At 51.2% G+C, this 21,492-nt stretch carries 24 protein-coding genes and 1 other annotated feature; of the genes, 6 read left to right on the top strand and 18 right to left on the bottom strand.

All coding sequences use genetic code 11. The annotated features are described in order from the left end of the window. Positions 1-9: 9 nt before the first annotated feature. On the top strand, positions 10-201 hold the full coding sequence (hemP, locus tag C0557_RS09850) for a hemin uptake protein HemP (RefSeq protein ID WP_208658314.1): 192 nt from the start codon (positions 10-12) through the stop codon (positions 199-201). A 6-nt stretch (positions 202-207) separates the two neighbouring features. Here the strand turns inward: hemP and selO are convergent, their stop codons facing one another. The 14 genes from selO to thrS form a co-directional block, all read right to left on the bottom strand. After that, complete coding sequence (gene selO / locus C0557_RS09845; RefSeq protein ID WP_208658313.1) at positions 208-1,650, bottom strand: protein adenylyltransferase SelO; 1,443 nt, start codon at positions 1,648-1,650, stop codon at positions 208-210. A gap of 61 nt (positions 1,651-1,711) precedes the next feature. Continuing rightward, on the bottom strand, positions 1,712-2,425 hold the full coding sequence (locus C0557_RS09840) for an EAL domain-containing protein (RefSeq protein WP_208658312.1): 714 nt from the start codon (positions 2,423-2,425) through the stop codon (positions 1,712-1,714). A gap of 245 nt (positions 2,426-2,670) precedes the next feature. Continuing rightward, complete coding sequence (locus tag C0557_RS09835; protein ID WP_074780464.1) at positions 2,671-3,135, bottom strand: C40 family peptidase; 465 nt, start codon at positions 3,133-3,135, stop codon at positions 2,671-2,673. 78 nt (positions 3,136-3,213) lie between these two features. Further along, positions 3,214-3,963 carry a vitamin B12 ABC transporter ATP-binding protein BtuD gene (gene btuD, locus C0557_RS09830; RefSeq protein WP_208658311.1) on the bottom strand — a complete coding sequence of 250 codons (750 nt, stop codon included), beginning with the start codon at positions 3,961-3,963 and terminating at the stop codon, positions 3,214-3,216. Beyond that, positions 3,963-4,514, bottom strand: a complete 552-nt coding sequence (locus tag C0557_RS09825) for a glutathione peroxidase (protein WP_208658310.1) — start codon at positions 4,512-4,514, stop codon at positions 3,963-3,965. Before C0557_RS09825 ends, btuD begins: the two co-directional genes overlap by 1 nt. Positions 4,515-4,542: 28 nt before the next feature. Then, positions 4,543-5,529 carry a vitamin B12 ABC transporter permease BtuC gene (btuC, locus tag C0557_RS09820; RefSeq protein WP_208658309.1) on the bottom strand — a complete coding sequence of 329 codons (987 nt, stop codon included), beginning with the start codon at positions 5,527-5,529 and terminating at the stop codon, positions 4,543-4,545. A gap of 99 nt (positions 5,530-5,628) precedes the next feature. Further along, positions 5,629-5,928, bottom strand: coding sequence for an integration host factor subunit alpha (ihfA, locus tag C0557_RS09815; RefSeq protein WP_006820203.1), 300 nt, complete (start codon positions 5,926-5,928; stop codon positions 5,629-5,631). A gap of 4 nt (positions 5,929-5,932) precedes the next feature. Beyond that, on the bottom strand, positions 5,933-8,320 hold the full coding sequence (gene pheT / locus C0557_RS09810) for a phenylalanine--tRNA ligase subunit beta (protein ID WP_208658308.1): 2,388 nt from the start codon (positions 8,318-8,320) through the stop codon (positions 5,933-5,935). Between the two features lie 14 nt (positions 8,321-8,334). Beyond that, on the bottom strand, positions 8,335-9,318 hold the full coding sequence (gene pheS, locus C0557_RS09805) for a phenylalanine--tRNA ligase subunit alpha (RefSeq protein ID WP_007374647.1): 984 nt from the start codon (positions 9,316-9,318) through the stop codon (positions 8,335-8,337). A gap of 40 nt (positions 9,319-9,358) precedes the next feature. Continuing rightward, positions 9,359-9,483: a sequence feature (Phe leader region), on the bottom strand. Beyond that, positions 9,434-9,478, bottom strand: coding sequence for a pheST operon leader peptide PheM (gene pheM, locus C0557_RS09800; protein WP_001386830.1), 45 nt, complete (start codon positions 9,476-9,478; stop codon positions 9,434-9,436). It overlaps the preceding feature by 45 nt. Before the next feature lie 119 nt (positions 9,484-9,602). Beyond that, a complete protein-coding gene (gene rplT, locus C0557_RS09795; RefSeq protein ID WP_007374646.1) occupies positions 9,603-9,959 on the bottom strand; it encodes a 50S ribosomal protein L20 in 357 nt (118 codons plus the stop codon). 50 nt (positions 9,960-10,009) lie between these two features. Next, positions 10,010-10,207 (bottom strand): 50S ribosomal protein L35, encoded by a 198-nt coding sequence (rpmI, locus tag C0557_RS09790; protein ID WP_001124225.1) that lies wholly within the window; start codon positions 10,205-10,207, stop codon positions 10,010-10,012. A gap of 92 nt (positions 10,208-10,299) precedes the next feature. Further along, positions 10,300-10,842 carry a translation initiation factor IF-3 gene (gene infC, locus C0557_RS09785; RefSeq protein ID WP_074780452.1) on the bottom strand — a complete coding sequence of 181 codons (543 nt, stop codon included), beginning with the start codon at positions 10,840-10,842 and terminating at the stop codon, positions 10,300-10,302. Positions 10,843-10,845: 3 nt separating this feature from the next. Beyond that, the gene (gene thrS / locus C0557_RS09780) at positions 10,846-12,774 is read right to left on the bottom strand and encodes a threonine--tRNA ligase (RefSeq protein WP_007374644.1); all 1,929 of its coding nucleotides are present in this window, start codon (positions 12,772-12,774) and stop codon (positions 10,846-10,848) included. A 531-nt stretch (positions 12,775-13,305) separates the two neighbouring features. Here thrS and C0557_RS09775 point away from each other — a divergent pair. Beyond that, positions 13,306-14,448: a glycosyltransferase family 9 protein gene (locus C0557_RS09775; protein WP_208658307.1), complete on the top strand. Its 1,143-nt coding sequence runs from the start codon at positions 13,306-13,308 to the stop codon at positions 14,446-14,448. A 561-nt stretch (positions 14,449-15,009) separates the two neighbouring features. On the opposite strand, the gene fumD is transcribed toward C0557_RS09775, so the two are convergent. Further along, positions 15,010-15,222, bottom strand: coding sequence for a fumarate hydratase FumD (fumD, locus tag C0557_RS09770; protein WP_208658306.1), 213 nt, complete (start codon positions 15,220-15,222; stop codon positions 15,010-15,012). A gap of 205 nt (positions 15,223-15,427) precedes the next feature. Here fumD and C0557_RS09765 point away from each other — a divergent pair, with 205 nt between their 5' ends. Continuing rightward, a complete protein-coding gene (locus tag C0557_RS09765) occupies positions 15,428-16,873 on the top strand; it encodes a flagellin (protein WP_208658305.1) in 1,446 nt (481 codons plus the stop codon). A 162-nt stretch (positions 16,874-17,035) separates the two neighbouring features. Here the strand turns inward: C0557_RS09765 and C0557_RS09760 are convergent, their stop codons facing one another. Next, a complete protein-coding gene (locus C0557_RS09760) occupies positions 17,036-17,251 on the bottom strand; it encodes a hypothetical protein (protein WP_208662878.1) in 216 nt (71 codons plus the stop codon). A gap of 259 nt (positions 17,252-17,510) precedes the next feature. After that, complete coding sequence (locus tag C0557_RS09755; protein WP_208658304.1) at positions 17,511-18,266, bottom strand: YdiY family protein; 756 nt, start codon at positions 18,264-18,266, stop codon at positions 17,511-17,513. A gap of 292 nt (positions 18,267-18,558) precedes the next feature. Between C0557_RS09755 and pfkB the strand changes: the two genes are divergently transcribed. The 3 genes from pfkB to C0557_RS09740 all read left to right on the top strand — a co-directional run bounded on the left by pfkB (position 18,559) and on the right by C0557_RS09740 (position 20,812). Beyond that, positions 18,559-19,491 carry a 6-phosphofructokinase II gene (pfkB, locus tag C0557_RS09750; RefSeq protein ID WP_208658303.1) on the top strand — a complete coding sequence of 311 codons (933 nt, stop codon included), beginning with the start codon at positions 18,559-18,561 and terminating at the stop codon, positions 19,489-19,491. 64 nt (positions 19,492-19,555) lie between these two features. Then, positions 19,556-19,846: a type V toxin-antitoxin system endoribonuclease antitoxin GhoS gene (ghoS, locus tag C0557_RS09745; RefSeq protein WP_208658302.1), complete on the top strand. Its 291-nt coding sequence runs from the start codon at positions 19,556-19,558 to the stop codon at positions 19,844-19,846. Positions 19,847-19,951: 105 nt separating this feature from the next. Further along, the gene (locus C0557_RS09740; RefSeq protein WP_208658301.1) at positions 19,952-20,812 is read left to right on the top strand and encodes a fructosamine kinase family protein; all 861 of its coding nucleotides are present in this window, start codon (positions 19,952-19,954) and stop codon (positions 20,810-20,812) included. A gap of 45 nt (positions 20,813-20,857) precedes the next feature. Here C0557_RS09740 and C0557_RS09735 read toward each other — a convergent pair whose 3' ends face one another. After that, complete coding sequence (locus C0557_RS09735) at positions 20,858-21,394, bottom strand: YniB family protein (protein WP_208658300.1); 537 nt, start codon at positions 21,392-21,394, stop codon at positions 20,858-20,860. Positions 21,395-21,492 lie beyond the last annotated feature (98 nt).

The following is a 21,492-nucleotide window of genomic DNA, read 5'->3' as shown; positions in this document are numbered from 1 at the left end:
TAAACCTTTATGTCGCATACGGATAGCACGACGGCCCCACTCATCACTTCGCAGGAAAAAACCACCCATATCAGCCCGACCGATCGCCGCATCAACAGTCAACAACTGCTGGGCGAAGAAGGCCGGGTGGTGATCGAGCATAAAGGCCAGCAATATCTGCTGCGTCAGACCCATGCCGGGAAGTTGATTCTGACGAAATGAGCCAGTCTAACTCGAACAACTGACTTCCAGCCGCTTTCCCCAGTCCGGTGGGCGACTGACATAATCATCGTTACGATCGCCAAACGGCTGTCGCAGCGCTTCATGTAACCGTACCAGTTCACTGGCGTCGCCTTTCTCAGCGGCATCAATCGCCCGCTGTGCCAGCCAGTTGCGCAACACCAGCGCCGGATTCACGCCGGACATCTGCTGTTGCCGCTGTGCATCGTCAACCTGCTCCTGTTGCAGTCGTACCCGGTACTGCGCAAACCAACTGTCGAACGCGGCGCGATCGATAAATTCATCGCGCAGCGGCGAAGAGGCGCTCAGTTGCTCCGTCTGGCTGAGCAAGCGGAAGGTTCGCGTATAATCACTGCCCTCTCGCGCCATCAGCGCAAACAGTTCCGTCAGAAGCGGGTTATCGCCCTGTTGCTGCGTGAAGAAACCAAGCTTGCCGCGCATCAACACACCATATTCTGTCAGCAGCAGATGTTGATAATCATCCAGCGCGCTGTTCAGCGCCTCAATGTCAATGAATGGTGACAGCGACTGCGCCAGCCTTTGCAGGTTCCACAAAGCCACTGCGGGTTGATTATCAAAGCTATAACGCCCCTGGTAATCCGAGTGGTTGCAGATAAATGACGGCTGATAATCGTCGAGGAAACCAAAGGGACCGTAATCAATGGTTAACCCGAGGATCGACATGTTGTCAGTATTCATCACACCGTGCGCAAAACCGACCGCCTGCCAGCGGGCAATCAGCGTGGCAGTGCGTCGGACGATATCGCGGAACCACAGCACGTATTTATCGGATTCATTCTGCAAATGCGGCCAGTGGTGGCGGATGGCAAAGTCGGCCAGTTGCCGTACTTTTTGCGGTTCGCGACGATAATAAAAATGCTCGAAATGCCCGAAACGCAGATGGCTTTCAGCGATGCGCATCAACATGGCGCCCTGCTCGCGGCTTTCACGCATGACCGGTGTATCGCTGGTAACGATGCTCAGCGCGCGGGTCGTTGGAATGCCAAGATAGTGCATCGCCTCTGATGCCAGACTTTCACGGATAGTTGAACGCAGAACTGCACGTCCGTCACCCATGCGCGAATAGGGCGTCAGCCCCGCGCCTTTCAGATGCCAGTCGCGGGTAGTGCCATCCGGCAATTGTTGTTCACCAAGCAGGATCCCGCGACCGTCGCCCAGTTGCCCGGCCCAGACACCAAATTGATGTCCGCTGTAGACTTGCGCCAGCGGCGACATGCCCGGCAGCAATGCTTCGCCGCCCCAGACACCGGCACCCGAGTCGGGATGAAAAAGCGCATCCTCCACGCCCAGCTCCTGCGCCAGTGGCGCGTTGTGCCAGATCAGACGGGCATTGTGCAGCGGTGTTGGAGATAATGCGGTGTAAAATTCTGGCAGTTCATCACGCCAGCGGGTAGTAAAAGACAGGGTCATGGTTCCTCCTGCCTTTAGTGTAGTGCCAACCATCAGGTTTAAACACCGGCGAAAAGCAGGGCTATGGGTGGATCAGAGATGTGATCTGCGCAGCGGTAACCGGCGACCATAATGCACCTTGCATTGCGCTGAAGTGAAAAGGTTCCGCTCGCTTCAGGGCAGATTCGTCATCAATGCCCGCAATCATCATCGACTGACAATAGGGACTTATCTGCGAAACGATCGCCCGCATAAAAGGTTCAAACGAAGGAGAAGCTAATCGTTGCTGAACAAAATTTTTATCTAATGCGACACGTTTAAATAACCCGTCAAAAATGGCTTTAGTCGATGCTGTTCCGACACCAAAATTAGCCAGTACCAGCGGATATTGTTTCGCCAATAGAGACAGAGAAGGATCCTCTTTTCCTTTATTTAAATTGGGGAAATTCTCATTTATGGTAAATTCCAGAAAAGGAAATTTAGCTACGCTGGCAGCCAGTGCCTTGTCGGTAAGTAAGGCTTCAACAACAACCGGGGAAATATTAATCCAGGCGATTAATTGATGTTGTAATAAAAAGAGCTGGCAGGCCTCTATTAGCGCCAGTTGCTCCGTAAAGAGTTGCAGGGTTTCATCAGACTTCAGGCGCGGGGAAACCAGCTCTGCCGGGGCGCGGACGTTACTGTCTTTCCCCACAAAGTTAACGATAACTTCCAGCCCCTGAAGCATTCCGTTACTTTTTCTCGCTGGCTGTAATAAAAACTCCGGGCGATAGGTATCATCAAGCAAAATGATCATTATGCCGTCCCGCGTTAAGGGTGATATCCGGAATGGCTAAACACAAGTAGATGAATTCCTGGCTTAATGATTTTAGTGAGGTTAACTTCATTTTTATCCCATTTTATATTTGGCTTCTCCTTTATTAGGCTGCTCACTAATAGTCTTTTGCCAGATTCAACGTCCACTTATGATAATTAATATTATAAAAGATAATTAGTGGAAACATCCTGGTTTAACAAATTTTTACCACGGCTGCGCTGCGCTTAAATGCGCCGCGCCTGCCAGAAATTTTTCCGCCAATAGACGTTATCCAGTGAAGAACGCATCACGCCGCGACTGGTGGAGGCATGAATAAATTCATTGTCAGTATCATAAATTCCAACATGCAGCCCGCTTTCGCCGGAACCGGTTTTGAAGAACACCAGATCGCCAGGCAATAAATCATCTTTATCGATTTTCGTGCCGATCTCAGCCTGCTGGCGCGTTTCGCGCGGTAGCTGCAGCGCAAATTTGTCACGGAAAGTCATCATCACAAACCCGGAACAATCGACGCCTGAACGCGTCATACCCCCGTAGCGATACGGTGTACCTCGCCACTCGCTCAGTTGATCGTTCAGACCCGCGATCACTGTGATCGAATCCGACAACCTTGGGTTAGGTGGCGGAGCGCGATGAGAACTACATCCTGCAAGGAACAATGCCGCCGCCAGAAGAAACCAGGTACGCATTCTGGATCTCGCCTCGTACTTTATTTTTATCGGAATAATCTACCGTGTGAATCAGTTGCGTGGCAAGTCACCTTTTCGTCACGTTGCCGGGATCAGCACACGATGCCCGTCTACGTCGAAACGACGAAAAGCCATGCCGTAAGCTTCCGCCAGATGAGCAGGCGTCAGCACCTCTTCTTGTTTGCCGCTACCCAGTAGCCGACCGCCGCTCAGTAACCACACCTGCTGCGCATGACGCAGCGTATGGTTGAGGTCGTGGCTACTCATCACTACGGTCACGCCACCGCTTACCAGCTCCGCTATAAGCTTGTCCAGCGCAGTCTGCTGTGCCACATCAAGGCTATTCATTGGCTCATCCAGCAACAGCAACTGCCCGGAGGGATTCACCTCCGGGTGGATCTGTAAAATCACTGCGGCCAACCTCACCCGCTGCCATTCGCCGCCGGAAAGTTGATTGACTCTTCGGCTAAGCTTGTCACCCAGCCCAAGCTGGGCGGCAATTTTCCCCAGGCAGTGGGTTTGCGCAGTATCGCGCTGATGCAACAGCAAATAGTGCCAGACTGGCATAGCAAAAGGCGGTGTCTGCTGCTGGGCAAGGTAAGCGCGATGTTGCGCCAGCGCCAGGGCGGACCATTGTTCCAGCGGGCGGTTGTTCAATAACACCTCGCCCTGCCCGCCAGATAAACCCGCAAGCCGGGAAAGCAGCGTGCTTTTCCCTGCGCCATTTGGTCCGACCAGATGCAGAATCGCCGCCCGGTCGACCGATGCCGTAATCGGCCCCAGCCTGCCCGATGCGCCCACATTTTGCAGTTGCAACAGCGCTGACATTATTTCGCCAGCGCCTGTTTAACGGCCTGTTGCAAAGCCGGATCTTCCGGGGTCATATCCGGCGAGAAACGCTGAATCACAACACCGTCGCGGCCAATGAGGAATTTTTCGAAATTCCACAAAATATCGCCCGGCTCTTTCGGCGCGCGGCCTTTACTCTCCATACGCGCGTAGAAACCGCTGCCTTCTGGTGTAACAGCGGACGGCGCAGCAGCGATCAATTTTTTATACAGCGGATGACGCGCGTCACCATTCACTTCAATTTTGCTGAACATCGGGAACGTCACGCCGTAAGTCGTGCTGCAAAAAGTTTTGATCTCCTCTTCCGAACCCGGCTCCTGACCAAGAAACTGGTTGCAGGGGAATCCCAGCACCGTGAAGCCCTCACCGTCGAGCGTTTTTTGCAGGTTTTCCAGTTGTTCATACTGCGGCGTCAGGCCGCATTTAGATGCCACATTGACGATCAGTAACACCTTGCCGCGATAAGCTTCCAGCGTGGTCTGTTCACCATCAATGGTCGTGACTTCAGTATTCAGAATATCCTGTTGCATAGCGTATCCTTTGTTGATGTTATGGATTTCAGGCTTCACGCCCGACCTTTAATAATAACCAGATAAACACCGGCGCACCCAGTGTCGCCGTGACGACGCCAATGGGTAACTCAGCGGCGCTGAGCGTCAGCCGGGCAACAATATCGGCGAACAACAACGCCACCGCACCCGCCAGCGCGCAGCCAGGAAGCAGCACCCGGTGATCGGTCAACCCGCAGAGACGTAACATATGCGGGATCACCAGGCCAATAAAGCCAATCGCTCCTGCCAGCGCAACGCTGACGCCTACCATCCAGCCCGTTGCCACCACCAGCAAATTTCGCCACAGCCACAGCGGCAACCCCAACTGCCGCGCGGATATCTCACCCAGCGCCAGAACATTCAGCGGTTTTGATTGAAAACAGACCCAGATCATCGCCGGTAACAACGCCACCATCAGCCAGCTTTGTTGCCAGTCTACCCCGCCAAAACCGCCCATCATCCAGTACATAAGCTGGCGTAAATCGAATGAGGTAGAAAAGTAAACCGCCCACGTCATTAACGCTGTACAAATAATGCCAAGCGCCACACCAGCAAGCAGCAGGCGGCTGGTGGTGAGATGACGCCGGGCAAAACGTAGCAGAATAAGCGTCACGATCAGCGCTCCGGCGATGGCGCACACGCCCAATGCCCAGCCTGGCAACATACCGCCGCCCAGCAGTACAGCCGCGATCAGCCCGACGCCCGCGCCGCTTGAGACACCCAACAATCCCGGCTCCGCCAGCGGATTTTCGAAAAGCGCCTGCATCACTGCACCGCAGAGCGCCAGCGCGGCACCCACCAGCACCACCGCCAGCGTACGGGGAAGACGAATTTGCCAGACAAAGAGCTGGCCATCAGGAGTAAACCAGCCACCGGGAGCGATCCATTGCTCGCCCGCGCAGAGGCTAATAAACACAGAGAATAATAAAAGCAGCAATAATCCGCCAAGCCAGCGGCGATTTCGTTGCTGTTGAAGATGAGCGTATGCCAGCATGTTAACCGTTTTACCGTCAGTCAGGTGACTGATTTTATGATTGATGCCGGGCGCTGAAAAGAAAAAAGGCCGCAGCGCGGCCTTTTTAGTTAGTTCATATCATTCAGCTTTGGGCGAAGCGTTTTCAACACGGCTCTTCAACTTCTGGCCGGGTCTGAAGGTCACCACGCGCCGGGCTGTAATGGGAATATCTTCGCCCGTTTTCGGGTTACGCCCCGGACGTTGATTTTTGTCGCGCAAATCGAAATTGCCAAAGCCGGAGAGTTTTACCTGCTCACCGTTTTCCAGAGCACGACGGATCTCTTCGAAAAACAGCTCTACCAGCTCTTTTGCGTCCCGCTTGCTAAGCCCGAGCTTATCAAACAGATATTCTGACATTTCAGCTTTTGTAAGCGCCATAGGTTCAATCCCTCAATGATGCCTGGAATCGCTCTTTTAATGCCTCTACACATCTGGCAACGGTAGCGGCAATCTCCTCTTCTTCGAGTGTACGGCTGGTATCCTGAAGGATCAGGCTAATGGCAAGGCTCTTATACCCCTCCGCTACGCCCTTACCGCGGTACACGTCAAATAAGTTTACGCCAACTACCTGATTTACGCCAACTTTCTTACACTCGGCCAAAACATCTGCTGCGGGCACATTTTCAGCCACAACAACCGCGATATCACGACGGTTCGCCGGGAAGCGTGAAATCTCCTGAGCCTGAGGAACCACGCGGTCTGCAAGCGCATTCCACTCCAGTTCAAACACCAAAGTGCGACCGTTCAGATCAAGCTTACGTTCCAGTTCCGGATGCACAACACCAATAAAACCAATACGTTTATCTTTCAGATAAATCGCCGCAGATTGTCCCGGATGGAGCGCCGGATTCGTTTCTGCGCGAAATTCAATGGCGGATAATTTTCCCGTCAGCTCCAGAATGGATTCCAGATCGCCTTTCAGGTCGAAGAAATCCACGCTGCCTTTCGCCAAATCCCAATGTTCTTCATAACGGTTGCCGCAAATGGCGCCCGCCAGCATGACATCCTGACGAATACCAAGATTTGCCTGGGTATCAGGGACAAAGCGCAGACCCGTTTCAAAAATACGCACGCGGCTCTGCTGGCGATTCTGGTTATAAACGATAGTGCCCAACAAACCAGTCCACAGTGACAGACGCATTGCCGACATTTCGATGGAGATCGGGCTTGGCAGGATCAGCGCTTCTTCGCCCGGGTGGATCAGTTGCTGCAATTTCGGATCAACGAAACTGTAGGTGATAACTTCCTGGTAGCCTTTATCGTTGAGCATGGTTTTCACGCGCTTCAGCGACAGCGCCGCTTCACGGTGTTCGCCCATGACCAGACCGGCCTGAACCGGCGCATCTGGGATGTTGTTGTAGCCGTAAATACGCGCCACTTCTTCCACCAGATCTTCTTCGATTTCCATATCGAAACGCCAGCTCGGCGCGACCGCCAGCCATTCATCCTGGCCTTCAGTGACTTCGCAACCAAGGCGCTTGAGGATATCACTGACCTGCTCATCGGCAATACGATGACCAATCAGGCGATCCAGCTTACTGCGGCGCAAACGAATGGTCGCACGTTTCGGCAACGTAGCGTCGTTCGTGACATCAATGATCGGACCCGCTTCGCCGCCGCAGATATCCAGCAACAGGCGAGTTGCACGCTCCATGGCTTTGTATTGCAGCTGTGGGTCGACACCGCGCTCATAACGGTGTGAAGCATCAGTGTGCAGACCATGACGACGAGCACGGCCGGTAATAGAGAGCGGATTGAAGAAAGCGCATTCCAGCAGTACGTTCTGAGTTTCGCTGTTCACGCCAGAGTGTTCACCGCCAAATATACCGCCCATCGCCAGCGCTTTGTTATGGTCGGCAATCACCAGCGTGTCCGCGTTCAGTTTCGCTTCGCTGCCGTCCAGCAGTACCAGGGTTTCGCCCTCTTTTGCCATGCGCACCACGATGCCGCCTTCCAGGCGATCGCGGTCAAACGCGTGCATCGGCTGGCCCAGCTCCAGCAGAACGTAGTTGGTCACGTCCACAACCGCATCGATTGAACGAATACCGCATCGACGCAGCTTCTCTTTCATCCACAGCGGAGTTGGCGCTTTAACATTGATTCCCTTCACTACGCGTCCGAGGTAGCGCGGGCAGGCATCTGCGGCTTCCACTGCGATCGGCAGCGTGTCGGTAATTGTCGCGGCGACCGGCGAAATTTCCGGCGCAGTCAGCGGAGACTGGTTCAGCACCGCCACATCGCGTGCAACACCAATGATCCCTAAGCAATCCGCACGGTTCGGCGTGACGCTAATCTCAATAGTATTATCATCAAGCTTCAGGTATTCACGGATATCGGTGCCGATCGGCGCATCTGCCGGCAGTTCGATAATGCCGTTGTGATCGTCAGAAATACCGAGCTCGGAGAAGGAGCACAGCATACCTTCCGACGGTTCGCCGCGCAGTTTCGCCGCTTTGATTTTGAAGTCACCAGGCAGTACCGCACCCACTGTCGCCACGGCGACTTTCAGGCCCAGACGGCAGTTCGGCGCGCCACAGACGATGTCCAGCAGGCGATCGCCGCCAACATTGACTTTCGTCACGCGCAGTTTGTCAGCGTTCGGGTGCTGAGCGCACTCCATTACTTCACCGACCACAACACCATGAAACGCCCCGGCAACCGGCTCTACGCCGTCCACTTCCAGGCCGGCCATAGTGATCTGCCCTGACAGTGCTTCACTGTCAATGGCAGGATTGACCCATTCGCGTAACCACAGTTCACTGAATTTCATTGTTTTGCCTGCCTTTATTTAAACTGTTTGAGGAAACGCAGATCGTTTTCGAAGAATGCGCGCAAATCGGTAACGCCGTAACGCAGCATGGTCAGACGTTCCATCCCCATGCCAAATGCGAAACCGGAGTAAACTTCCGGATCGATTCCAACGTTACGCAGTACGTTTGGATGCACCATGCCGCAGCCCAGCACTTCCAGCCATTTGCCGTTTTTGCCCATTACATCGACTTCTGCAGACGGTTCAGTGAACGGGAAGTAAGACGGGCGGAAACGAATCTGCAGATCTTCTTCAAAGAAGTTACGCAGGAAGTCATGCAGTGTGCCTTTCAGGTTAGTAAAGCTGATGTTTTTATCCACGATCAGCCCTTCCATCTGATGAAACATTGGGGTATGCGTTTGGTCGTAGTCGTTACGGTAAACGCGTCCCGGGGCGATGATGCGGATTGGCGGCTGCTGATTTTCCATGGTACGAATCTGCACACCAGAGGTCTGGGTACGCAGCAAACGCGTCGCGTCGAACCAGAAAGTATCGTGATCCGCACGTGCCGGGTGATGACCCGGAATATTCAGCGCGTCGAAGTTATGGTAATCGTCTTCGATTTCCGGGCCGGTAGCGACGGTAAAGCCCAGTTCACCGAAGAAACTCTCAATACGATCGATCGTGCGGGTTACCGGGTGTAATCCCCCATTCTCCACGCGACGCCCCGGCAGGGAGACATCGATGGTTTCAGCAGCCAGACGCGCATTCAGCGCAGCATTTTCCAGATCCGATTTACGGGCGTTCAGCGCTTGCTGAACCTGTTCTTTTGCTTCGTTGATCACTGCCCCGGCGGCCGGGCGCTCTTCTGGCGGCAGCTCACGCAGGGTGGTCATCTGAAGGGTCAGGTGCCCTTTTTTGCCCAGGTATTCGACGCGGACGTTGTCCAGAGCGGCGACATCTGAAGCATCGTTAATGGCTGCCTTCGCACTGGCAACCAGCTCTGCGAGATGTGACATGGTTTTCCTCGTTATATGACGATATTTACAAACGGCAGATACAAAAAAAGCCTCCACAAGGGAGGCTTTCTGGCGCTGTTTTCCGTTTCTTCTTTCACGCGCTAGCCTCCCGGGTTCAGGTGCTAAAGTAAAAAAAGAAGCGGAAAATAGCAGCATTCATGCTTGCGTTACCTTAACAGGGTAAGTGGCGGCGATGGGCTATTGAAAACGCATCACTGCAAAATGTCAATGTATTGATAATGTTAAAGCAAAAGAGGGAGCCAGGCTCCCTCTCTTAAACTGGCTTATGCCAGAGCTGCTTTCGCTTTTTCAACCAGTGCAGAGAATGCCACTTTGTCGAATACGGCGATGTCAGCCAGGATCTTACGGTCGATTTCAACAGAGGCTTTTTTCAGGCCATTGATGAATTTGCTGTAAGAAATACCGTTCTGACGTGCTGCTGCGTTGATACGTGCAATCCACAGCTGACGGAACTGACGCTTTTTCTGACGACGGTCACGATAAGCGTACTGACCAGCTTTGATAACAGCCTGGAAGGCAACACGGTAAACGCGTGAACGCGCGCCGTAGTAACCTTTAGCTTGTTTCAAAATTTTCTTATGACGTGCACGTGCAATCACACCACGTTTTACGCGAGCCATATGCTCTCTCCTGTATCTATATTCTTAAAAAAAGTTAAAAGGTTAACGACTTATGCGTACGGCAGGCACGCGATTACCAGACCCAGATCGCCTTTGGAAACCATGGCTTTCGGGCGCAGGTGACGTTTACGCTTAGTAGCTTTTTTGGTCAGAATATGACGCAGGTTAGCGTGCTTGTGCTTAAAACCACCTTTACCGGTTTTTTTGAAGCGCTTAGCAGCACCGCGTACGGTCTTAATTTTTGGCATTTTTTAACTTCCACTTCGCATTGTTAATAAACGAAACAAAGGCGAACTAAACCCGTGAGCCTGTGGCCCACAGGTTTAATTACTTGATGGCCTTACTGTTTCTTCTTCGGAGCAAGCACCATAATCATCTGGCGGCCTTCGATCTTCGTTGGGAAGGATTCGACAACTGCCAGTTCATTCAGATCGTCTTTCACGCGATTAAGCACTTCCATACCGATCTGTTGGTGGGCCATTTCACGACCGCGGAAACGCAGTGTGATCTTGGCCTTATCGCCCTCTTCGAGAAAGCGAATCAGGCTGCGGAGTTTTACCTGATAGTCGCCTTCATCTGTACCAGGTCGGAATTTAATTTCCTTAACCTGAATAACTTTTTGCTTCTTCTTCTGTTCCTTAGAAGATTTGCTCTTTTCATAGAGGAACTTGCCGTAGTCCATTATACGGCAAACGGGCGGCTCGGCGTTAGGGCTAATTTCAACTAAATCAGCCCCGGCTTCTTCAGCTTTTTCCAGAGCTTCTCTCAGACTCACAATACCAAGCTGCTCGCCTTCCAGACCTGTTAAGCGAACTTCCAGGGCGCGAATTTCGCCATTGATACGATTGGGACGCGCCGTTTGAACTCGTTTTCCGCCTTTAATACTTTATTCCTCCAATTGTTGAAGACTGCGGCTGCGGATCTCTTGCTGCAGCTGCTCGATAACATCATTTACGTCCAGGCTCCCCAGGTCTTTACCACGGCGGGTACGCACGGCAACTTTGCCGGCCTCAACCTCTTTGTCACCGCAAACCAGCATATAAGGGACGCGACGTAAAGTGTGCTCGCGGATTTTAAAGCCTATCTTCTCGTTTCTCAAGTCTGCTTTTACACGAATGCCCGCATTTTGCAGTTTACGCGTCAATTCGTTAACGTATTCAGACTGTGAATCAGTGATATTCATGACCACTACCTGCACCGGCGCCAGCCAGGTCGGGAAGAAGCCAGCGAACTCTTCAGTCAGGATGCCGATAAAGCGCTCCAGAGAACCGAGAATCGCGCGGTGAATCATCACCGGAACCTGACGTTCGTTGCTTTCGCCTACATAAGAGGCGTTCAGACGAGCCGGCAGCGAGAAATCAAGCTGTACTGTACCGCACTGCCATGCACGATCGAGGCAGTCATATAAGGTAAATTCAATTTTCGGACCGTAGAATGCGCCTTCACCCAGTTGGAATTCAAACGGGATATTGTTCTCTTCCAGCGCAACTGCCAGATCCGCCTCAGCACGATCCCACATCTCATCGCTACCGATACGTTTTTCCGGGCGAGTAGAGAGTTTGACGACGATTTTCTCAAAACCGAAGGTGCTGTACATATCGTAGACTAAACGAATACATGCGTTCACTTCATCACGCACCTGTTCTTCCGTGCAGAAGATATGGGCGTCATCCTGAGTGAAGCCACGTACGCGCATCAACCCATGCAGCGCGCCTGACGGCTCATTGCGATGGCAGCTACCGAACTCAGCCATACGCAGCGGCAGATCGCGGTAGGATTTTAAGCCCTGGTTGAAAATCTGTACGTGACCCGGGCAGTTCATCGGCTTGATGCAGTATTCACGGTTCTCGGAAGACGTCGTAAACATCGCATCTTTGTAGTTGTCCCAGTGGCCAGTTTTTTCCCACAGCACACGGTCCATCATGAACGGGCCTTTCACTTCCTGGTATTGGTACTCTTTCAGCTTAGAGCGAACAAAAGTTTCCAGTTCACGGAAGATAGTCCAGCCATCGTTATGCCAGAAAACCATACCCGGCGCCTCTTCCTGCATATGATACAGGTCAAGTTGCTTACCGATTTTACGGTGATCGCGTTTTGCCGCTTCTTCCAGGCGTTGCAGATAGGCATTCAGCGCTTTTTTATCTGCCCACGCGGTACCGTAGATACGCTGCAACATCTTGTTGTTGCTGTCGCCGCGCCAGTAAGCCCCTGCTGTTTTCATCAGTTTGAAGTGATGGCAGAAACGCATATTCGGCACGTGCGGACCACGGCACATGTCGATGTATTCTTGATGATGATACAAGCCCGGCTTGTCATCATGCGCAATATTTTCATCAAGGATGGAGACTTTATAGTTTTCGCCGCGTTTGACAAATGTCTCGCGCGCTTCCTGCCAGCTCACTTTTTTCTTGATGACGTCGTAGTTGGTTTCGGCGAGCTCATGCATACGCTTTTCGAGCGCGTCGATGTCTTCCTGGGTCAGGGTGTGGTCAAGATCAACGTCATAATAGAAGCCGTTATCAATAACCGGGCCAATCGCCATTTTGGTATTCGGCCACAATTGCTTGATTGCATGGCCTAACAGGTGCGCACAGGAGTGACGGATAATTTCCAGACCATCGTCATCTTTAGCGGTGATGATGGCGAGGTTGGCGTCACTGTTGATCACATCAGAAGCATCAACCAGTTCGCCATTAACGCGGCCAGCGATACAGGCTTTCGCCAGTCCTGGACCGATATCCAGTGCAACATCCATAGGGCTTACGGCGTGGTCGTAATGGCGTTGGCTGCCATCAGGAAGAGTAATTACAGGCATTTCATTTCCTTATTTGCAGTGGTGCCCCACACGAAAGAGCACATACAAAATTAAATAATTTATTTATATCAGCACGTTAAGAATGTTTATTTGCTTCACTCTGCAAACTGTGCACACCAGAAGAAAACCTGACTGTGCCCATCCCCACCTGCTGATAACGCCCCACAATAGTACACGGCATCGCGACGACATAAAAGCGTGAACAGAATCATATTCCTGGCGTACATCGCAGGTCTCATGCCAGCCACGCCATCATGGCGCGATAACAACAATAAATTCACCTTCAATGACGTTCACGTAATACGGGAAATTATACCACTCAGCCGTTTTATATGCGCTATCGCAAAAAATATAACGAATTCACATTTCATCCATCATGTCCTCAATTTCACATGATGAAATCAAGCGAAAGAATATCCATTGTTTTACTGGAATAAATAAAAAACCTGACTGAATCATTTTTACCGTCTTGCGCTCTCATTTTAGAACAAATGACGGGAGTGTTTATTGTGAATAAGGAAAAGAGTAATCATGATGCAACACACAGCGATAGAAATGCCTGTCGGCAAATTTAAAAAAATAAGAGCACTCAATAGACGCCGCAATTACTTTATAAAAAAAATTCGTACTCTGTTACGCGTCTATATCGCGAAAATGCTATGGGACAGTCCAGCCCGAAGCGAACTGAATTTAATCTCCGCGAGAAAAGTTCTGTTGATGCGCAACGAAGGGGCAATTGGCGATGTCGTCGTCGATTCCGCATTGGTTAAATGTCTGCACGAATCAGGATATATCGTTGATTTTCTGCTGACGAAATCAAACAGCCAGGTAATGCGCTATAACCCCCGTATTCGCCACATCTACGAAGCAGAGGATGTCACTTCTGCCTGCTACCTCAAAAAATTCACCCATAATGTCCCCCGTTCTGTGATTACTGAGTTAGCCAAGAATAAATACGATATTGTTATCGACCCCTCCCTTTTTGATATCCCTGTGCATCGGTTGTTGTTATTGAAACAAATAAATGCCAAGGCGGTGTTAGGATTTAATAAATGGCCCTCTATTAACCATTATACGAAGTCCTTTGATTTTGATTGTGCAAACTGGCATGTCAGCAAAACCTTTTCCTGCATCGCTGACTGCATGCAGTTAGATAAAAAACAACTGGAAACTTATGACCTGCATATCCCGCAGGATATTTACGCTGAGACGCAACAATTCCTGACAGCCATCGAAGGCCGTAATATTATCATTAATATCTTTGCCGGTAATGAGGATCGTTGCTTATCCCAGGCGCAGCTCGCGGCAATTATTGAACAGTTACAAATCGCTTATCCTGCGGTCAATATTATTCTGCTCGATCACCACAAAGAGATCCGCCTGCCACTCCCCGACAGAGTCGTCATAAATCCCTTTAAAACCCTGCATCATGCAATGGCTCTTATTGCGCAAGCCGATCTGATTATCTCGCCCGATACCTCGATAGTGCATATGGCGGCAGCCTGGCAGAAACCGCTCGTTGCTATCTACAAAGATGTACGGCTCAACAATCAGCTTTGGGCGCCGGGATATGAAAACGCAAGGCAGATCATCATCAAATGTGGAAAGGTGCATCAACAGCAGGATATTGCCAGTTTAATCATGGCGGAAATTGATCCCGCCCGATTGAGTTAAAGCATTTTCCTCCTGAATTGTCAGTTCACAGCAACTGACAATTCAGCAAATTAGCTCCCGATACCTATCACACCAGCGGTAACCGTTCACCACGATTTCCGCATGCCGCAGAAAAAAACGTACAAAATGGAATTTCCGGGATATAACAGCAAGTGTGTGCTCTTTATTCACTCCAGCGTGGAAGCTCTGCACGCCTGAAAACAGGATATTCATAATTGGCAGTGATGATTGTTATTGTGAAAAAATGTTTCAAAATTAATCGTATAGCATGCGTTTAATCTGATTTTTAGTGGCCATCTTGACACAGCAGTACCACTGGCAGTCTAGTTGGCTTCCCATTAACATCTAACTCAATGATAAAGCATGGCAATCGTTTATCCCGTTATCATTATCGCGCTCCTTGCGATCATTATTTTTTCTTTTTATAAACACCGCAGCATAAAGTCAGCAAGAAGTTTACCGGGTCGTCATAAAAAGCGGCGCTGACGGCGCCAGGCTGCTTTGCAGGACAAACTCGCACTCACAAAAGGCACGCGCAAGCGTGCCTTTCTTCATTGTTTATCAGGATTGATACCCCAGCGCGCGGATCACTGTTTCCATTGCTTCCTGCGTTAATGCAGTACGCGTGACTCGCTTATTTGCCAGCATCGTTCTGACCACGCCAGCAATGACGATATGCTTTGGCTCCTGCCCCAGATCGCGCATCTCAAGCACCACCTTCCCTACCACCCGGCACATCTCCTCGTATAATGCCTCATCTTTGGAATTCCCCATCGCTCCTCCGGTTGTTGTGGTTTTTGCCTGGCTTAATCGGCATCAGGATAGGGATAAACCCCCTCTTTGTAACCCCCTGCAGATAACTTCCTTCACTTTCAATCGGATGCATGCATATTAAGCCGACTGATAAATTTACCTTAAAGTTACCTGCCTTCACTGCCGATGAATGATTCATTAGAAACGCGAATGAATTAGCTCAGTGATGCAGACGATTAATTACAATGAAATGGTCGGTCTCAATCTGTCCACCCGCCAGAAAACGACATCAGCATTACAGGAATCTATTGCGCGATTATCGTCTGGATTGCGCATCAACGGTGCGAAAGACGACGTGGCAGGCCAGTCGATTGTTAACCGCATGCGCGCCAATGTTAATTCGGATACCGTGATTTCACGCGGGCTTGACGATGCCATGAGTATGGCGCAAACCGCCGAAAGCAGCCTGAGTACCGTTGGTGAATTGTTGATCCGCGCGAAAAGCCTGGCCATCCAGTCCGGTAACAGTACGTTGTCGGTAAGTGACCGGGAAAGTTTGCATGCTGAATATCAAGAAATTCTTGACAATATTCAGTACATTTCAGAAAACACAGAGATTTTTGGTCGCTACCCGCTGGCCACCGACGCCCCGGATCTGCCGCCAGAGTTAATCGGTAATGTTCCGCCGCTGGACACGAAATTTCCCGTCGCGGGAACGAATTACACATTCAGCTCGGGAATTGTCTCACTGGCGTATATTCCCGCAGGGGCGAAGGATATCACCCTCACCATTGATTCATTGGGGCTTGACGATGACATTCAGCTCTTCACACGCGATGGCAAGCACCTTGCCGGTACGCCGATCACCGGTACCGATCCGGATTACACATGGAAAAGTCGCGGTATTACCGACGCGGCAAAAGCGACCAGCCGCGTACTGACCGAGGCCAACGGCTTTGAGGCGGGTGCAACCTATGATGATTCATTATTGATAGAAGGAGGTGCCAGTTGGGTGCTGGATGGCAGCGCAACGCTTAATTACGACGGCATGACCATCCGCTACAGCGGTGATGGCGATCGCTACGAATCCGGCAACGCCTACAACGACGGCAGTAATGGTTCCAACCGGCTGGAACGTATCAAAATAGATAATGTTACGGAAGATTTGGTGGTGATGATCGTCGGTAGCGGCTCTTTTACCAGTAACCTGAACTGGGGCACCCTGCCCGTGCCAAAAATCACTCCCGCCGAACCGCCAAAGCAAAGTTTGCCCTGGGAGGTACTCACCAGTGCGAATTTTGGTGAAGAGGTTGGCGCCGTCACGATGCCGACCACGCCAGCCGACCTGAAATCGCTGGGGTTACTGAACACCGATCTTCGTTCGATGGCGACCGCAGGCGATGCGATGGGGACACTCGATAGTGCGCTGGAGAAAGTCAGTCGCTATCGCTCTCAATACGGCGCGTTTATCAATCGCTTTGAATCGTCTAAATCAGTGCTGGCGCAACAAAATGTGGCTACACAGGCGGCAAAAAGCCGTATCGAAGACGCGGATTACGCACTGGAGACCAGCAAGATGGTGAAAGCACAAATATTACAACAAGGGCAGGATGCTGTACTTAAAGTGGCAAACCAGTCGGCAGAAAATATTTTATCTTTATTGCGGAGTTAAACAGGCAACCTATTTAACAACTGCGGCTTTTTAAATATCACCGTCAGTTTTCGTCAATGTTTAATACAATACAGAGCACTAACTTTACATTAGAGGATAAATACAAAAACCGGTACTACACTCTCCGGTTTTTCAAAGTTAATGAATTAACTAAGAATCTACTTAATTCCATTCACCGGCAACCAGCGTATGTGCATCAAACGCCTGATCGTTGCTTCCGTGAGTAGATTGTGCAACTGGCACCATATTGGAGCCCGCTTCGATGTTAGTGATATTCGAGTTGCTCTGGCTGGCTGAAGTGGCAGGCTGAGCCGCGAAGACGCCAAAAGAGAGTGCAGAAAGCACCACGGCAGCTGCGGCAGTTTTGATTGTTTTCATCATTGAGTTCTCTTTCTGTAATACGAACATTATTTGCTGGGCCGTTTTTCTGCCCGTAATGTTAGTGTAGATCTGGATCACACTTTTGCCCAGTCAATTTATTTATCCATTCGTGTCAAATAAACTGAATATGTGTCCAGGTAATTAATTATGAAGACAATATGGAGAGAGAAATTCACTTAAATAAAATTAAATATAAAGCGCGGGGAAATAGCACAAATAAACAAAAACAGTGGGCCGGAATTTCCGGCCCGGCGTATTACATTTTATAACCTAACGTTACCGTCGTTCTGCGATCGGTATGATCCGGCGCAGTTGAAGGCGGTTGAGAGTTCCAGGTCAGGTAATAACCTAATTTCAACGCGAAATGGGCATTGATAGCCACTTCCAGGGCTGTTTCTGAGTTCACCGTAGTATCGTCAGCGCCAAACACAGACACACCCTGCGTGAATTTGGTGTTGTCGGTCATTTGCCAGGTATATGTACCGGACGCATAACCCAGCCCAGTGGTTTTGGTGTTGTCATCAGTGTACTTGTCGTAACGTACACCAGGACCGAATTCAAAGCGCAGGCTATGAACCGGGCCATTCAGGAACTGACGACCATAACCGGCGGTAAGTACATCGCGATCCTGATAACCGTTATAGCGATCGGTCAACCAACTGGCCTGGCTGAAAATATAGTCATAATCCGTCAGGTTATAACGGCCACGGCCGCCAACGGCGTATTTCTCAGACGAACGAACATCGTTCGATGAGGTATTGCTGGCGTTGCCCCACAAAGACCAGGCTGTGGTACTGCCGTACCAGGTCAGGGTGGAATCGGCAGTCAAAGAGGAGCTCTTTGTGTTGCCGGACTGCGCCAGGTAGCCGCCGTTTACGCTACCTTCAAACGGGTGTTTCGCGGTGGATGGGTCATCCATGACAGTAAAAACGGTATCATCTGCGACAGCATTCATTGCCACAAATACGCCCGCGATCAGTGCAAACGCGGGTACTGTCTTCAAAAGCTTCATTTTTTTAGAGTCCGAACAGCATAAAAAAGAGACCATCACGGTCCCGGAAACTTTCATCAGGATCAACGACAAACGTTCCAAAGAAAGGTAACAAATTATAAAAAGGCCGCTTAAACATATCAATGAAATCTTATTGGAATTTTTGAATAAGAGAGATCTCAAAAACAACAAAATGGTTATTAATCCTCGAAACCAGTTCAATCGATACCATATTTAAATCAGGCTGTTATTTCCTTTCCCTGCGCTGGATTCAGTGCCAGGCTTACTGCAACCGAAGAAAAAGGAGGTCATCATGGTCGCGATTTATACTTTGACGCTGGCACCTTCACTGGACAGCGCAACATTAACGCCGCAGATTTATCCAGAAGGGAAACTGCGCTGCACTTCACCTGTTTTTGAGCCCGGCGGCGGCGGCATTAATGTCGCAAGGGCCATTACCCATCTTGGTGGTAACGCCACAGCGATTTTTCCGGCCGGTGGCGCAACCGGCGAACACCTGACTGCGCTATTAGCAGATGAAAACGTACCAAGCATCAGTGTCGATGCCAAAGACTGGACGCGGCAGAACCTGCATGTTCACGTTGAATCCAGCGGCGAGCAGTACCGCTTTGTCATGCCGGGCGCCAGCCTCAGTGAAGATGAGTTTCGCCAGCTCGAAGAGAAAGTGCTCACCATTGAGCCAGGCGCGTTACTGGTGGTGAGCGGCAGTCTGCCGCCAGGCATTACCGTCGGGAAACTGACGCAACTCATTAAAACCGCACAGCAGCATGGGCTGCGCTGCATCGTTGACAGTTCCGGCGAAGCCCTTAGCGCTGCGCTGGCTATTGGCAACATTGAACTGGTCAAACCGAATCAGAAAGAGCTAAGCGCGTTGGTGGGCCGGGAGTTGACCCAGCCGGATGATGTGCGCAAAGCGGCGCAGGAGATTGTTGATAGCGGTAAAGCGCTGCGCGTTGTTGTATCGCTGGGCCCTCAGGGTGCGCTGGCCGTCGATGAGAATCAGTGTGTGCAGGTCGTGCCGCCGCCGATGAAAAGCCAGAGTACGGTAGGCGCTGGCGACAGTATGGTGGGTGCGATGACGCTAAAACTGGCGCACGACGCGTCGCTGGACGATATGGTTCGTTACGGTGTTGCCGCCGGGAGCGCCGCCACGATTAATCATGGTACTCGCCTGTGCGCGCTGGCCGACACGCAAAAGATCTACGACTATTTGCGTAATGCCTGAGAATCGACAAATAGCGCCTGACGACTATGCTAAAAAAACCTTCAGGATTACAACGAGGTGAAATATGAGCAGCGACGGCATCACGCGCTACGTGGTAGTGGTGAAATTTCATGAGCAAAGCCTGGCCGAAATCAACGAACTGAATAACCACTTTACACGTGCAGGTTTTCTGCTCACGATGACCGATGAAGATGGCAATGTTCACGATCTGGGCACCAACACCTTTGGGCTCATCAGTGCGCTCAGTGAACAGGAAGTGCTTGAACTCGCCCGTGGATTAGCCGCCGCTGCGGTGGCTGAAGAGGCTGACATCACCATCAGCACCTGGGAGGTGTGGCAGCAAAAAGAGCATTAAGTGCCATGGCGTATCACCTGTCCCGCAGGTGTGCGTTACGTCGTATTTTTTCACAGCTTTAGTGCGCTAACCTTATGATCTGGCTGATTACATGGGAGAGACATCATGTGGCAAGCGATAAGTGGTCTGTTACGCGAACAACTGGGAAGTGGCGAGATTGAGCAGCGGGATGAGCTGCCAGGCGGCGAAATCCATGCTGCATGGCATGTCCGTTACGCGGGTCGCGATCTGTTCGTAAAATGCGATGAACGTGAACTGCTGACTATTTTTACCGCCGAAGCCGATCAGCTCGCGCTGTTGGCGCGCAGCAATACGGTAAAAGTGCCGACGGTGTGGGCGGTGGGCAGCGATCGCGACTACAGCTTTCTGGTCATGGAGTATCTCCCTGCCCGCCCGCTGGATGCGCACAACGCGTTTTTGCTCGGTCAACAACTGGCGCGCCTCCACCAGTGGAGCGAGCAACCACAGTTTGGCCTCGATTTTGATAACGATCTTTCCACCACGCCGCAGCCCAATGCCTGGCAACGGCGCTGGTCAACGTTTTTTGCCGAACAGCGTATTGGCTGGCAACTGGAGCTGGCGGCGGAAAAAGGTATGGAGTTCGGCAATATCGATGCCATTGTCGAGCATGTCCAGCAGCGCCTGAGCTCCCACCAGCCGCAACCGTCCTTACTGCATGGCGATCTGTGGTCCGATAACTGCGCGCTCGGGCCAGACGGTCCTTATATTTACGATCCGGCCTGTTACTGGGGCGATCGTGAGTGCGATCTGGCGATGCTGCCGCTGCATCCGGACCAGCCGCCGCAGATTTACGACGGTTACCAGTCAGTCTCGCCGTTGCCCCTCGATTTCCCCGAACGTCAGCCTATCTACCAGCTTTATACACTCTTCAACCGGGCCATTCTTTTTGGCGGTGAACATCTGCTGAACGCGCAAAAAGCGCTCGATCGCGTACTGGCTGCGTAGAACAGACAGGCCCGGCAGCGTTATTGCTTTCGGGCCTGTTACTGCTTACAGAAAGCCCAGCAGTGAAAAGAAGAAGTAGCCCGCGATAATCACAATCACCGGTAGCACATACAGTGGGAAAATTTGCAGCAGAATGGTGTGGTGCGGTACGACAATGCGCGCTTCGATCTGCTCGCGAGACAACCCTTCCGGCCCTTTGGCTTGTTCAAGGATCATCTGGTTTTCCACCCCTTCACGCAGAAAACGCGCCTGGCGGCTCATGCGCGCCCCGGAGGCCTGCAACGCCAGACCAACAAAAATCAGCACATAGATAAGCCAGAACACAATGTTCAGGCTCTGGTGGAAGTCGGGCGTCGGCGAGTTGTACCAGAAGAGATTAAGAAAAGGCGTATTAAAACGCATCATCTCAATCATTACATGCGCAAAATCCAGCATTACGGCGTTAATACCTGGCTGTTTTTCACTGTGGTCATACATAAATTTCAGTACAGAAATGACTGTCGAAATTACGGTCGGAATAAAAATCACCCAACCCAGAACGCGTTTCAGAATAGCGATGCGTCCAGCTTGTTGATACGTCATGGATTCCCCTTGTAAGTGACGCACTGTTTCCGCCTTAGTCTACCTGCTGATAATCATTTTCGCCTGATCTTTAAAGTCGGTATGATGAACGTTTAACC

Source organism: Kosakonia sp. MUSA4 (assembly GCF_013085925.1).
In the GTDB taxonomy this organism is placed as follows: domain Bacteria; phylum Pseudomonadota; class Gammaproteobacteria; order Enterobacterales; family Enterobacteriaceae; genus Kosakonia; species Kosakonia sacchari_B.
Note: the sequence above shows the minus strand (reverse complement) of the source record. Positions and strands in the feature narration are given on the sequence as shown.

Excerpts from the sequence above, each read along its gene's own strand:
- C0557_RS09825 (WP_208658310.1), bottom strand. The coding sequence starts at position 4,514 with ATGCAACAGGATATTCTGAATACTGAAGTCACGACCATTGATGGTGAA.
- pfkB (WP_208658303.1), top strand. The coding sequence starts at position 18,559 with ATGGTCGCGATTTATACTTTGACGCTGGCACCTTCACTGGACAGCGCA.
- btuC (WP_208658309.1), bottom strand. The coding sequence starts at position 5,529 with ATGCTGGCATACGCTCATCTTCAACAGCAACGAAATCGCCGCTGGCTT.
- ghoS (WP_208658302.1), top strand. The coding sequence starts at position 19,556 with ATGAGCAGCGACGGCATCACGCGCTACGTGGTAGTGGTGAAATTTCAT.
- fumD (WP_208658306.1), bottom strand. The coding sequence starts at position 15,222 with ATGGGGAATTCCAAAGATGAGGCATTATACGAGGAGATGTGCCGGGTG.
- selO (WP_208658313.1), bottom strand. The coding sequence starts at position 1,650 with ATGACCCTGTCTTTTACTACCCGCTGGCGTGATGAACTGCCAGAATTT.
- pheT (WP_208658308.1), bottom strand. The coding sequence starts at position 8,320 with ATGAAATTCAGTGAACTGTGGTTACGCGAATGGGTCAATCCTGCCATT.
- pheS (WP_007374647.1), bottom strand. The coding sequence starts at position 9,318 with ATGTCACATCTCGCAGAGCTGGTTGCCAGTGCGAAGGCAGCCATTAAC.
- C0557_RS09775 (WP_208658307.1), top strand. The coding sequence starts at position 13,306 with ATGATGCAACACACAGCGATAGAAATGCCTGTCGGCAAATTTAAAAAA.
- C0557_RS09835 (WP_074780464.1), bottom strand. The coding sequence starts at position 3,135 with ATGCGTACCTGGTTTCTTCTGGCGGCGGCATTGTTCCTTGCAGGATGT.
- rpmI (WP_001124225.1), bottom strand. The coding sequence starts at position 10,207 with ATGCCAAAAATTAAGACCGTACGCGGTGCTGCTAAGCGCTTCAAAAAA.
- C0557_RS09840 (WP_208658312.1), bottom strand. The coding sequence starts at position 2,425 with ATGATCATTTTGCTTGATGATACCTATCGCCCGGAGTTTTTATTACAG.
- C0557_RS09765 (WP_208658305.1), top strand. The coding sequence starts at position 15,428 with ATGCAGACGATTAATTACAATGAAATGGTCGGTCTCAATCTGTCCACC.
- btuD (WP_208658311.1), bottom strand. The coding sequence starts at position 3,963 with ATGTCAGCGCTGTTGCAACTGCAAAATGTGGGCGCATCGGGCAGGCTG.
- hemP (WP_208658314.1), top strand. The coding sequence starts at position 10 with ATGTCGCATACGGATAGCACGACGGCCCCACTCATCACTTCGCAGGAA.
- C0557_RS09735 (WP_208658300.1), bottom strand. The coding sequence starts at position 21,394 with ATGACGTATCAACAAGCTGGACGCATCGCTATTCTGAAACGCGTTCTG.
- ihfA (WP_006820203.1), bottom strand. The coding sequence starts at position 5,928 with ATGGCGCTTACAAAAGCTGAAATGTCAGAATATCTGTTTGATAAGCTC.
- thrS (WP_007374644.1), bottom strand. The coding sequence starts at position 12,774 with ATGCCTGTAATTACTCTTCCTGATGGCAGCCAACGCCATTACGACCAC.
- rplT (WP_007374646.1), bottom strand. The coding sequence starts at position 9,959 with ATGGCTCGCGTAAAACGTGGTGTGATTGCACGTGCACGTCATAAGAAA.
- C0557_RS09755 (WP_208658304.1), bottom strand. The coding sequence starts at position 18,266 with ATGAAGCTTTTGAAGACAGTACCCGCGTTTGCACTGATCGCGGGCGTA.
- C0557_RS09760 (WP_208662878.1), bottom strand. The coding sequence starts at position 17,251 with ATGAAAACAATCAAAACTGCCGCAGCTGCCGTGGTGCTTTCTGCACTC.
- C0557_RS09740 (WP_208658301.1), top strand. The coding sequence starts at position 19,952 with ATGTGGCAAGCGATAAGTGGTCTGTTACGCGAACAACTGGGAAGTGGC.